This is a genomic window from Bradyrhizobium sp. SMVTL-02 (assembly GCF_051853005.1).
Lineage (GTDB): Bacteria > Pseudomonadota > Alphaproteobacteria > Rhizobiales > Xanthobacteraceae > Bradyrhizobium.
In genome coordinates, this window is record NZ_CP182469.1 from 2,833,864 (window position 1) to 2,845,478 (window position 11,615).

The 11,615-nt window shown below is 62.6% G+C and carries 9 protein-coding genes; 5 read left to right on the top strand and 4 right to left on the bottom strand.

Annotation, left to right across the window (positions count from 1 at the left end; translation table 11 throughout):
- Positions 1-29: 29 nt before the first annotated feature.
- The 3 genes from oxlT (ACNJYB_RS13140) to ACNJYB_RS13150 all read right to left on the bottom strand — a co-directional run bounded on the left by oxlT (ACNJYB_RS13140) (position 30) and on the right by ACNJYB_RS13150 (position 3,277).
- Entirely contained in the window at positions 30-1,346 is a 1,317-nt protein-coding gene (oxlT, locus tag ACNJYB_RS13140) for an oxalate/formate MFS antiporter (protein ID WP_439374349.1), read from the bottom strand.
- A 260-nt stretch (positions 1,347-1,606) separates the two neighbouring features.
- Positions 1,607-2,893, bottom strand: a complete 1,287-nt coding sequence (gene oxlT, locus ACNJYB_RS13145; RefSeq protein ID WP_439374350.1) for an oxalate/formate MFS antiporter — start codon at positions 2,891-2,893, stop codon at positions 1,607-1,609.
- 246 nt (positions 2,894-3,139) lie between these two features.
- Positions 3,140-3,277, bottom strand: a complete 138-nt coding sequence (locus ACNJYB_RS13150) for a hypothetical protein (RefSeq protein WP_165425083.1) — start codon at positions 3,275-3,277, stop codon at positions 3,140-3,142.
- Positions 3,278-3,623: 346 nt separating this feature from the next.
- Between ACNJYB_RS13150 and ACNJYB_RS13155 the strand changes: the two genes are divergently transcribed.
- Together ACNJYB_RS13155 and ltrA are read left to right on the top strand one after the other, a co-directional pair.
- Positions 3,624-4,955 (top strand): Hsp70 family protein, encoded by a 1,332-nt coding sequence (locus ACNJYB_RS13155; protein WP_439374351.1) that lies wholly within the window; start codon positions 3,624-3,626, stop codon positions 4,953-4,955.
- Between the two features lie 585 nt (positions 4,956-5,540).
- Positions 5,541-6,920 (top strand): group II intron reverse transcriptase/maturase, encoded by a 1,380-nt coding sequence (ltrA, locus tag ACNJYB_RS13160; protein WP_439371053.1) that lies wholly within the window; start codon positions 5,541-5,543, stop codon positions 6,918-6,920.
- A gap of 170 nt (positions 6,921-7,090) precedes the next feature.
- Here the strand turns inward: ltrA and ACNJYB_RS13165 are convergent, their stop codons facing one another.
- Positions 7,091-7,534 carry an SRPBCC family protein gene (locus tag ACNJYB_RS13165; RefSeq protein WP_439374352.1) on the bottom strand — a complete coding sequence of 148 codons (444 nt, stop codon included), beginning with the start codon at positions 7,532-7,534 and terminating at the stop codon, positions 7,091-7,093.
- 559 nt (positions 7,535-8,093) lie between these two features.
- On the opposite strand from ACNJYB_RS13165, the gene ACNJYB_RS13170 reads away from it, so the two are divergent.
- The 3 genes from ACNJYB_RS13170 (at position 8,094) to ACNJYB_RS13180 (ending at position 11,613) form a co-directional block, all read left to right on the top strand.
- Positions 8,094-10,778 (top strand): arylsulfatase, encoded by a 2,685-nt coding sequence (locus ACNJYB_RS13170; RefSeq protein WP_439374353.1) that lies wholly within the window; start codon positions 8,094-8,096, stop codon positions 10,776-10,778.
- 76 nt (positions 10,779-10,854) lie between these two features.
- Entirely contained in the window at positions 10,855-11,130 is a 276-nt protein-coding gene (locus tag ACNJYB_RS13175) for a hypothetical protein (protein WP_439374354.1), read from the top strand.
- Between the two features lie 30 nt (positions 11,131-11,160).
- Positions 11,161-11,613 carry a DUF2721 domain-containing protein gene (locus tag ACNJYB_RS13180; RefSeq protein WP_439374355.1) on the top strand — a complete coding sequence of 151 codons (453 nt, stop codon included), beginning with the start codon at positions 11,161-11,163 and terminating at the stop codon, positions 11,611-11,613.
- The last annotated feature ends 2 nt before the right edge of the window (positions 11,614-11,615 follow it).

Below are 11,615 nucleotides of genomic sequence, written 5' to 3' on the forward strand. Positions count from 1 at the left end.
CTTTTTAAAGCCTTCTCGTGTGTGGCGGTTTACGCGGTCTTGGCGTTGCAGGCTTCGGTGCTGGCGCTCTCGGCTTCCTTGCCGAGAATGAAGGAGCGGCGCAGCGGCTTGATCACGAACAGCGCCATCAGCGCGGCCGTTGCGTTCAGCGCCACCGCCACCACGAACACGGCCTTCCAGCCATACGTTGCCGAGATCACGCTTGCGAGCGGAACGAGCAGCGAGGCGGTGCCCTTTGCGGTGTAGAGCATGCCGTTGTTGGTCGTTGCGAACTTGGAGCCGAAGGTGTCGCCGCAGGTCGCGGGGAACAGCGAGTAGATTTCGCCGAACACGCCGAAATACACCGCGGTCGCGAGCACGAAGACAACAGGATTCTGGCCATAGGCCGACAGCGTCAGGAGCATCACCGCGGCGGTGCCGAAGGCGATGAACATGGTGTGCTCGCGGCCGATGGTGTCGGAGACCCAGCCGAAGAAGGGACGTCCGAAGCCGTCGAAGATGCGGTCGAGCGATATCGCGAAGGTCAGCGCCGCCATCTGGAAGCCGGCGAGCGTCACCGGCGTGTCGGCGATCTTGTAGTCGTGCGCGATCGGGCCGATCTGCGCTGCGGTCATCAGGCCACCGGAGGCGACCATGACGAAGACGAGGTACATCACCCAGAAAATCGGGCTGCGCAGCACTTGCGGCGGGGTGAAGTCGATCCTGGTCTGCGGCAAATTCAGTTGCTTCTTGCGCGGCGGAATCGAAATCCGCGGCGGCTGGATGAAGAAGGCGAGCACGAACACGATCAGGCCCTGGCCGATGCCGAAGGTGAGGAACGCCTGCTGGTAGCCGCTCGATGCGATCATGGTCGCGATCGGCACGATGGTGAGCGCAGCGCCCGCGCCGAAGCCCGCGGCTGTCGCGCCGGCGGCAAGGCCGCGGCGGTCGGGAAACCATTTCAGCGCGTTGCCGACGCAGGTGCCGTACACGGCGCCGGCGCCCATGCCGCCGACGACTGCGGCCACGTAGAGCAGGGTTAGCGAGTTGGCGTAGGAGTTGAGCACCCAGGACAGCGCGATCATCACGCCGCCGAACATGATGACGATGCGCGGGCCGTATTTGTCGACGAACCAGGCCTCGACCGGCACCAGCCAGGTCTCGGTGACCACGAAGATGGTGAAGGCGAGCTGGATCGCGGCGCGTCCCCAATGGTGCGCGGCATCGATCGGATCGACGAACAGCGTCCACCCATATTGCAGGTTGGCGATCATCGCCATGCAGACGATGCCCATGACGAGCTGAAGCCAACGGAAACCGGTGCGAAGAGGGGCGGCCGTGACGGCGCCGTCCGTGCTGGAAATCATCAAGAACCTCCCAACGCGCCTGATTGATTGCGACTTTGGATTGCAAGATGACCAGGTGTCGCAAATGTTGTGGCTTATCGTCGCAAGCGCGGCGGGCAGCTTGGTATACCATATTCCAGAATGCAAGTCTTAACTTGGTTCCTCCATCAAGAAATTACGAGTTCCCTTCGGATTTTACGGGGTGCGGAAAGCCTGCCAAAAACGAAAAGGCCCGGCCGCGAGGCCGGGCGTTGTTGCATGGAGTTGCTGTGCGAACCGCGTCAGAGGGTCGATTTCGCGACCGCGACCTTGCGCCAGGGTTTCAGCACCGCGATCGCCAGCAGCGAAGCCAGGATGTTGGCGCCGGCCGCGATCATGAACACGCTGTCCCAGGTGCCCGACGACTGCTGCATCAGGTTTGCGACCGGGACGAGCAGCGCGGCGGTGCCCTTCGCGGTGTAGAGCAGGCCGGCATTGGTGGTCGCGAACTTGGCGCCGAACGTGTCGGTGCAGGTCGAGGGGAACAGCGAGTAGATCTCGCCCCAGGCGAAGAACACGAAGCCCGAGAGCAGCACGAACCAGACCGGATCGTGGCCCCAGAGGTAGAGCATCCAGATGCCGAGGCCTTCCATGCCGAAGGCGATGAACATCGTGTTCTCGCGGCCGATCATGTCGGAGATCCAGCCGAAGAACGGACGCGTCAGGCCGTTGAGCACGCGGTCGATGGTCGCGGCAAAGGTCACCGCGGTCATCGTCACCGCCATCAGCGTCACCGGCACGCTGTCGACCTTCCAGTCGACCGCGATCGGCTTCAGGTTCGCGGTGACCATCAGTCCACCCGCGCCGACGATCACGAACATGAAGTACATCAGCCAGAAGATCGGCTGGCGCAGCACTTCGGTCGGCTGATAGTTGCGCCGGGTCTGGATGATATTGGCATTCGCCACCACGCTCGGCACCTGGCCCGCTTTCGGTGCGAGCAGGAAGAAGGCGAGGATGCAGATGATGATGCCTTGTCCAAGGCCGAAATAGAGGAAGGTGGTCTGGAATCCACTGTCCTTGATCATGGCCTGGATCGGCGCGACGGTGAGCGCGGAGCCTGCGCCGAAGCCTGCCGCCGTGATGCCTGCAGCAAGACCGCGCTTGTCCGGAAACCACTTCAGCGCGTTGCCGACGCAGGTGCCGTAGACGCCACCGGCACCGATGCCCGCGATGATCATGCCGAGATAGTAGCCGTTGAGCGAGGTGGCCTGTGCGTTGATCGCCCAGCCCATGGCGCAGAGCAGGCCGCCGACGAGAACCACGATGCGCGGACCGTATTTGTCGACGAACCATCCTTCGACCGGCACGAGCCATGTCTCGAACAGCACGAACAGCGTGAACGCCCACTGGATCGAGGCGCGATCCCAGCCGAACTTCTTCTGGATGTCAGGGACGAAGAACGTCCAGCCGTACTGATAGTTCGCGATCATCACCATGGCCGCTACACCGATCGCCAGTTGCGCCCAGCGATACGTGTCGCTAACGCGCGCGGCTGTAGGGGCCGTTGCCTGCACCATGTCCGTCATAAAGCCTCCCGTGGCGCCTCTCATTTTCTGCGAGCGCTGGAGGGACATTCTTGTATGCATTATGCCAAGCTTCAAGCGCCGGTCCGGCCACCGTGCGCAAATGCCGCAGGACCCTTGTCCGGGGGCGGCTGTGACTCAGGACAGCACAAGTAGAAATGGCCCCGTCCTGCGGGGCCATTCTTCAAAAGTCGAATGTTGACGGTACTGAAGCCCGCGCGCTGCCTTCGGCAGCGCAAAAGCACGGGCTTAGAGGCCGAAGCGCGGCAGGTCGCCGTTGTGATTCGAGATCTCCGCGCTCGCCATCAGGAAGCGGTCGACCGCAGCCAGGAAGCGGGCGAACAGCGAGGAGGAGGGGGCGAGAGCGACGGTAGCGGTCTTGGACATCGGAATTCCCTTTCTTGAGACGGTCAGTGATGCTGTCTCACTTCGAGAGGCAAACTATGTATACCAGATGCCAAAGTCCATGGATGCTATCGCATAGCAGCATGTGCTCCACCGCATTGCAGCATAATGCCCCGCTGAAGCGGCCGTTCCGGACCTAAAATTGCAGGTATGGACCGTCGAAGCAGGGATTCAGGCCTCGGGAGCAGGAAAACCTTGTGTCGCCCGTCGCGGACAGGGGCCGGATGCGCCTCGAATTCCGACCGCGGTGCAGCAAGCGGCTCTTGGCAGGGCGGGTCAAAGCCGTTAGTGCTCTGCCCCCTTTTCCAGTCAACTGTCAGAGTGGTTCATGTCGAGCGCCTCGCCCGCCGTGTCGATCGGCATCGATTTTGGGACCAGCAATACGGTCGTCGCGCTTGCCGCGGACGACCGCCGGGTCGAGGCCATCCGCTTCGATCACGGCGGACAGCGCCACAGCACCTATGTGTCGGCGCTCTGCTTCTGGGAGGACCGGCCGGGCGCCGGCGCGCAGGCCGAAGGCGGGCCGTGGGCGATCGAGACGTTCCTCGAGGGGCGCCACGTCTACCGTTTCCTGCAATCGTTCAAGACTTTTGCGGCAAGCAGCAGCTTCAACACCACGCAAGTGTTCCGGCAGCGCTTCAAGTTCGAGGATATTCTGGCGGCGTTCCTGCGCACGCTGGCGCGCCATGGCGGCGAAAAGTTCGGCTTCGAGACCTCCAACATCACGGTCGGCCGCCCGGTGCGCTTCGCCGGCGGCAATCCCGACGAGGCGCTGGCGATGCAGCGCTACCGGGCCGCGTTCGAGCGCTTGGGTGCCGGCCACGCGCGCTACGTCTATGAGCCCGTGGGGGCGGCGTTCTCCTTTGCCCGCAGGCTCGAGCGCGATGCCACCGTGCTGGTTGCGGATTTCGGCGGCGGCACCAGCGACTTCTCGGTGATGCGGTTTTCCCGCGCGGGCGGCACGCTGCGCGCCGAGCCGCTCGGACACGCCGGTATCGGCATCGCCGGCGACACGTTCGACTATCGCATCGTCGACCACGTCGTCTCGCCGCGGCTCGGCAAGGGCTCGAGCTTCCGCTCGTTCGACAAGGTGCTGCCGGTCCCGAGCGGCCACTACACCAACCTCGCGCGCTGGCATCAGCTCGCGATGATGAAGAGCAATGGCGATCTGCGCGAGCTGCGCGAGCTCCAGCGCACCGCGCTGAAGCCGGAGCTGCTCGAGCATTTCATTACCATCGTCGATCTCGACCTCGGCTTCTCGCTCTACCGCGCAGTGTCCGACGCCAAGGTCGCGCTGTCGGCGCAGGACCAGACCGACTTCCGTTTCAAGGGCGGCGGCGTCGACATCGGCGCAACCATCAGCCGCAAGAATTTTGAATCCTGGATCGCCGACGATATCGCCCGCCTGGGTGCGACCGTCGACAAGGTGCTGGCCGAAGCCGGCATCGCCGCGCGGGACGTGGAGAAGGTGTTTTTGACCGGCGGGACCTCCTTCGTGCCCGCCGTCCGCAAGCTGTTCGCCGATCGGTTCGGCAACGAGCGGCTGATGTCGGGCGACCAGTTCGAGTCGATCGCCTACGGCCTCGCGCTGATCGGACAAAGTCCGGACCCGGACCGCTGGACCGCAAGCGGCGGGCTTGCGTCGAAGGCAGGCACGTAGCCCGGTAGCAAGCCGTCATTGCGAGCGGAGCGAAGCAATCCAGGATCGTTCCGCGGAGGGACTCTGGATTGCTTGTGCGCCAGGCAAGCTGGCGTGGTCCAACCGGTGGAAGTCCGGTCCGGGTAAGCGGTAGCGAGCGCCCGGTAGTGAGTGTTGCGTGGCCGTCGGCAACGGCGGCTGCGAAGCGTACACAACGATGCTGTGGGGTGGGCTATTGAGCCGCGAAAGACAGAAACTCGCAGAGGCCGAGCCGGTAAGCAACGTCGAAGGCAACATGTGCGGCGCCGTTATGCGAGGCGCTGACGCTCTGCCGTGGTCGAAGACCCCATCACGCAGCAAAGGACCGCGTCGGAACCTGGGAGGTCCCGCATCTGACCGATGGCAACATGCCCCCAAGGTCCGCATCGGGAAGGCGAGGAGCCAAAGCCGATGACGAACGGATGCGGGAAGTCGGAGGCGGCCGTAGTAGCGTCGAAGCCTGCGAACGAAGCGGAGCGATCCGCGGAGGAGTTGGTGGAGCGAAGGGCCGCGACCAAGGGGAATGCGGACCAGCAAAGCACGCCCCGGACGCCGAGCCGGACAAGCGTGACACAGGCGTTGGAACGCATACGGCGAACTGCAAGGGAAAGGAAGAAGGAGAGGTTCACTGCGCTGCTTCACCACATCACGCCTGAACTGCTCGAGGCGGAGTTCTTCGCGCTGAAGAAGCATGCCGCGCCGGGTGTGGACGGAATGATGTGGCGGGACTACGAGCAAGACCTCAAGGCCAATCTTGAGGACCTGCATGCTCGTGTTCACCGGGGAGCGTACCGGCCGCAGCCGTCGCGGCGGGTCCATATCCCGAAGCAGGATGGGCGGCAGCGACCGCTGGCGATTGCGTCCCTCGAGGACAAGATCGTTCAGCGGGCAACCGCTACGGTGCTCAACGCGATCTACGAGGAGGACTTCCTCGGGTTCTCGTATGGGTTCCGGCCCGGGCGCAGCGCGCACGATGCGATGGATGCGCTGCTGGTCGGAATCGAGAGCCGGCGGGTGAACTTCATTGTTGACGCCGATATCCGCTCGTTCTTCGACATGGTGGACCAGGAATGGCTCATCCGCTTCGTCGAACATCGGACCGGCGACCAGCGTATCATCCGTCTGATCCGCAAATGGCTCAAGGCGGGTGTTCTCGAAGAAGGAACGGTCAGGGTCAGCGAACAGGGGACGGCACAAGGGGCGGTGATCTCGCCGCTGCTTGCCAACATCTACCTGCACTATGCCCTCGATCTGTGGGCCGAACGCTTCAGACGGCGCGAGGCCGCGGGTGACATGATCATCGTGCGCTACGCTGACGACTTCATCGTCGGCTTCGAGCATGAGAATGAGGCCCGGCACTTCCTCGAAGAATTGCGCAAACGGCTGCAGGAGTTCGCGCTGTCACTGCACCCTGAGAAAACCCGGCTGATCGAGTTCGGACGTCATGCGGAGGACAACCGCAGGCGGCGCGGGCTCGGCAAGCCGGAGACCTTCAACTTCCTCGGCTTCACCTTCATCTGCAGCCGATCCAAGCAAGGCAAGTTCCAGATCAGGCGCAAGTCTCGCAAAGACCGCATGCGGGCGAAACTGCAAGCCGTGAAGCAGGGAATGCGACGGCGTATGCACCAGTCGGTGCTCGAACAGGGCAAATGGCTGCGGCAGGTCGTTACCGGGTACTTCAACTACCACGCGGTACCGACCAACAGCCGAGCGCTCAGCGCCTTCCGCTACTTCGTCACCGAACAATGGAGGCGGATGCTTCGGCGCCGCAGCCAGACTGACGGGACCACGTGGCAGCGGGTCGCGCGGCTTGCCTCCGACTTGCTCCCCAAGCCACAAATCCTCCATCCTTGGCCCCGAACACGCTTCACCGCTACTCACCCGAGGTGGGAGCCGTATGCGGGAAAGCCGCACGTACGGATCTGTGCGGGGGGCGCCCAGCAATGAGCGTCCCTACCGCGACCGCTGCGCTCGCAATGACGATGTGGGTCGATCGGCGCATGCAATCGAAGAGTGCCGTAGAGTGGGCAAAGGCGCGGAGCGCCCCCACCATCTTTCCGAGCTTGAGAGAGATGGGTGGGCACGCTGCGCTTTGCCGACGAATACTCATGTTACGGCTACTGGTTGATCTCGGGCTCCACCAGCCGCGCCAGATTCCGCAGCGACTCCTGCCAGCCGAGGTAACAGGCCTCCGGCGGGATGACGTCGGGGATGCCGGCCTGCGTGATGTCGATCTCGGTGCCGACCGAGACCTTCTTAAGGATCACCGTGACCTGGATTTCACCCGGCAGATTGGGATCGTCGAACCTGTCGGTGTAGCGCAGGCGTTCGCCGGGGACGAGCTCGAGATACTCGCCGCCAAAGGAGTGGCTGTTGCCCGTCGTAAAATTCCGGAACGACATCTTGAACGTGCCGCCGACCCTGGGCTCGAAATGATGCACCGTGCAGGTGAAGCCGTTCGGCGGCAGCCATTTCGCCATCGCATCCGCCTCCAGGAAGGCGCGATAGACTTTCTCCGGACTGGTGGCGAGAACGCGGTGCAGGCGAACAGTACTGGGCATGGTTGTTATCCTCACGAATTGATGGGCCCGAGTTTGGCATCTATGGCCCATTCATGTCACGAGGACGACCGGCATCGCGCCGATCCGACAGGGCATCTCGATCTTTTTGCTTATTTTTGGGAGCATCAGGCTGCTCCATGCGCCTCGTCGGCGTCGCCCTTGCCGTCGTTCATGACGTCACTTCTTGATGACATGCCTGGTATCCAGAAGCTGATGCCGCTTTCGTCGGCCAAGGTCTCGGTACCGATGCCAAGGCCGCAAATGCAAGACGGCAGCCGCTTTCGTCAATCGCATGGTGCCCCCTCCCGGAGCACGAGCTTCGCTCAGTGGGAGCGCCTGATATGTTGCGGATCATATAACCCCGCCGGGCGGGCAGTCAGGTGTAGCAAGAGAACAACACTACCGCGCGATGATACCTGCCCCCGGGAGCTTACGGAAAAGCGCCGCTGTCTCCAGCATCTCCGCTTCCGATCCGGCATCCTGATCTGTTGATCCATATCAAGCCCATTTCCGGGGTCCGGTACAATGATGGCGCCTCATTTGAAGGGAGTGATTGCCAATGAGCCCTGCGCGATCCTTTCATCTTGTCGCATTTTCACTGACCCTTGCGCTCTCGCCAGCATTCGCACAGCAAGCCCAACAAGCCGCACCACCTCCGGGCTCGCCCGCCGCAACCATCACCATTCCCGGTGATCAGCTGCCGCCACCGCCGCAGAAATTCGGTGGCAAGATCGAGCGCGACGCGCGCAATTCGACACCTTTCTGGCCCGCGCGCGTGGTGCCGCCCAAGGGCGCACCGAACGTGCTGCTCATCATCACCGATGATGCCGGCTACGGCGTCCCCAGCACCTTCGGAGGCGTTATCCCGACGCCGGCGCTCGACCGTATCGCGCAAAGCGGATTGCGCTACACCAACTTCCATTCGACCGCATTGTGCTCGCCGACGCGCGCAGCACTCATCACCGGGCGTAACCATCACTCGGTGGGCTACGGCGTGATCGCCGAACAGGCCACCGGCTTCCCCGGCTACGACAGCATCATCACCAAGGACAAGGCGACGATCGGCCGGATCCTTTCCGATAACGGCTATCACACCGCGTGGTTCGGCAAGAACCACAATACGCCGGAATACCAGGCGAGCCAGACAGGTCCGTTCGACCAGTGGCCGACCGGCATGGGCTTTGAATATTTCTACGGCTTCATGGGCGGCGACACCAACCAATGGCAGCCCGGCAATCTCGTCCGCAATACCACGCCGATCTATCCCTATGAAGGAAAGCCCGGCTGGAATCTGGTGACGGCGATGGCGGACGACGCCATCGACTATGTCAATCGCATGAACGCGCTCTCGCCGGATACGCCGTTCTTCGTGAAATTCGCGCCCGGCGCAACCCATGCCCCGCATCACCCGACGCCGGAGTGGGTCAAGAAGATCGGCGACATGCACCTGTTCGACCAGGGTTGGAACAAGCTGCGCGACACGATCTTCGAGAACCAGAAGCGGCTCGGCGTCATTCCGGGGAATGCGAAGATGACCCCATGGCCGAAGGACCTGATCAAGGATTGGGATCAGCTTTCGGCCGATGAGAAGAAGCTGTTCATCCGTCAAGCTGACGTATTCGCCGCCTATGTCGCATACGCGGACAATGAAATCGGCCGCGTGATCCAGTCCATCCAGGATATGGGCAAGCTCGACAACACGCTCATCATCTATATCGAGGGCGACAACGGGACGAGCGCTGAGGGGCAACCCAACGGCACGCCGAACGAAGTGGCGATGTTCAACCAGATCAACCCGTCGGTCGAGGACCAGCTCAAGTATTTCTACGACGTCTGGGGAACCGACCGCACCTATAATCACATGTCGATCGGCTGGGCCTGGGCGTTCGACACCCCATTCTCCTGGACCAAGCAGATCGTCTCCCACTTCGGCGGGACGCGCCAGGGCATGGCGATCTCCTGGCGGGAAGTGATCAAGGACAAGGGGGGCATCCGCACCCAGTTCCATCACGTCATCGACGTCGTGCCGACCATTCTCGAGGCCGCGCAGATCAAGCAGCCGGAAATCGTTGACGGCATCAAGCAAAGCCCGATCGAGGGCGTCAGCATGATGTATACGTTCGATGCGAAGAGCGCGAATGCGCCTTCGACGCACACGACTCAGTATTTCGAGATGTTTGCTGATCGCGCCATCTATAACGACGGCTGGATCGCCAGCACCAAGGTCTTGCGTCCGCCGTGGGTGACGGTCGCGAAGCTGCCAAGCCCGCTCGATTATCCGTGGGAGCTGTATGACCTGCGTAACGACTGGACGCAGGCCGAGGACGTTGCCGCCAAGAATCCGGACAAGCTGAAAGAACTCCAGGCGCTGTTCTGGAAGGAGGCGGAAAAATACCAGGTGCTGCCGCTCGATTCATCCGTCGCGACCCGGATCATCACTCCGCGTCCGAGTCTCAGCGCCGGCCGCACGAGTTTTGCCTGGACGCGACCGATGACCGGCACACCGAATGGTGACGCGCCGAGCTTGCTCAACTCCTCCTACAGCTTCAAGGTCGACGTCGACATTCCCGATGGCGGCGCCGAAGGTGTGCTGGTGACGCAAGGCGGACGTTTCGGCGGCTATGGCCTCTATGTCCTGAAGAGCAAGCCCGTTTTCACCTGGAACCTCGTCGACCTCAAGCGCGTGCGTTGGGAGGGGCCGGAGCTCACGCCGGGCAAGCACCTCATCGAGTTTGACTTCAAGTACGATGGTCTTGGAGCGGGCACCATGGTGTTCGGCAACTACACCGGCATCGGACAAGGCGGTACCGGGACGCTCAAGGTCGACGGCAACGTGGTGGCCACCGAGAAGATGGAGCATACGCTTCCTTTCATTTTGCAGTGGGACGAGGCGTTCGACATCGGGTCCGATACCGGCACGCCGGTCGACGACAACGACTATCAGGCGCCGTTCGCCTTCACCGGCAAAATCAACAAGCTCACGCTTGACATCGAGCGGCCCAAGTTGAGCCCGGATGATGTCAAGCGGCTGCAGGAGGCCGCCCGTGCCGCCGGTGATGGGCCATCTGCCGACGACGGACAGACTGCTTCGTCCGGGACACAAGTGGGCACCGTTGGCGTGAGCCTTGTCGAGAAGATCCAGCTCGGAATGGACAAGCGCGAAGGCTGTCGCAAGCAGGCCGAGGCGAAGGGTCTCGGTATGGTGGACCGGGTCAAGTTCGTTCAGGAATGTGTCCGCCGATAGCTCGGCGCGAGACCGCCGGGAAGCCAATCGGCCTCCCGGGGGCCCGAATGCAGGCGATGCGGGATCGGAGAAGCTCATGAAAAGCAGTCGTTGGATCTTCCTTTCAGCGCTTGTACTGATCGACGTCTTCGTCGGCCGCGCAGCGGCGCAGGCCGTGACGGAGACGCTTCAGGGCCTGCTTGCCGCACAGATCCGTTCGCAGGGTTTTACTTGCGACAAGCCGCTGGGCGCGACCAAGGATGTCCGGCGCTCGAGGGCCGATCATGGGGTCTGGGTGCTCAGATGCAGCAACGCGAGCTATCGGGTGAGCCGCGTGCCAGACATGGCCGCCAAGGTCGAGCCGTTGCGGTGACGAAGCGCGCCAGCACCGAACGGCGGTAACATGCAAAGCGTGACCGATCTGATCCCAATCACACCTTCGATCGACGAACTTGGCCGCATCATCGCCAATGTCGCAGCTCCCGCCTTTCTGCTCGGCGCGGTTGCTGCTTTCATCTCGGTCGTGATCTCGCGGATCAACCGGGTGATCGACCGCTCGCAGTTCATTCACGGCATTCCCGCAAGCGACGCTACAAAGGCGTTTCTGAAAGCCGACCTGCCGCGGCTCCGGAAAAGGGCGAGGCTCCTGAACCGGTCGCTGTTCTGCTCCGTCATCGCAGCGATCCTCACGGCCCTCATCATCTTCGTCGCATTCGTCAGCGCGCTCCTGCAAGTCGCACACGAATACGGCGCGGCGATCCTGTTCATGGCGGCCATGCTGATGTTCAGCCTCGCCCTTATCGATCTGGCGCGCGAAACCAGAATTGCCCTTCACGACAATGACCTTCACTTGTAGGC

Bases quoted from the DNA above. Each gene is read 5' to 3' on its own strand.
- ACNJYB_RS13155 (WP_439374351.1), top strand. From the start codon at position 3,624: ATGTCGAGCGCCTCGCCCGCCGTGTCGATCGGCATCGATTTTGGGACC.
- ACNJYB_RS13165 (WP_439374352.1), bottom strand. From the start codon at position 7,534: ATGCCCAGTACTGTTCGCCTGCACCGCGTTCTCGCCACCAGTCCGGAG.
- ACNJYB_RS13170 (WP_439374353.1), top strand. From the start codon at position 8,094: ATGAGCCCTGCGCGATCCTTTCATCTTGTCGCATTTTCACTGACCCTT.
- ACNJYB_RS13175 (WP_439374354.1), top strand. From the start codon at position 10,855: ATGAAAAGCAGTCGTTGGATCTTCCTTTCAGCGCTTGTACTGATCGAC.
- oxlT (WP_439374350.1), bottom strand. From the start codon at position 2,893: ATGACGGACATGGTGCAGGCAACGGCCCCTACAGCCGCGCGCGTTAGC.
- ACNJYB_RS13150 (WP_165425083.1), bottom strand. From the start codon at position 3,277: ATGTCCAAGACCGCTACCGTCGCTCTCGCCCCCTCCTCCTCGCTGTTC.
- ACNJYB_RS13180 (WP_439374355.1), top strand. From the start codon at position 11,161: ATGCAAAGCGTGACCGATCTGATCCCAATCACACCTTCGATCGACGAA.
- oxlT (WP_439374349.1), bottom strand. From the start codon at position 1,346: ATGATTTCCAGCACGGACGGCGCCGTCACGGCCGCCCCTCTTCGCACC.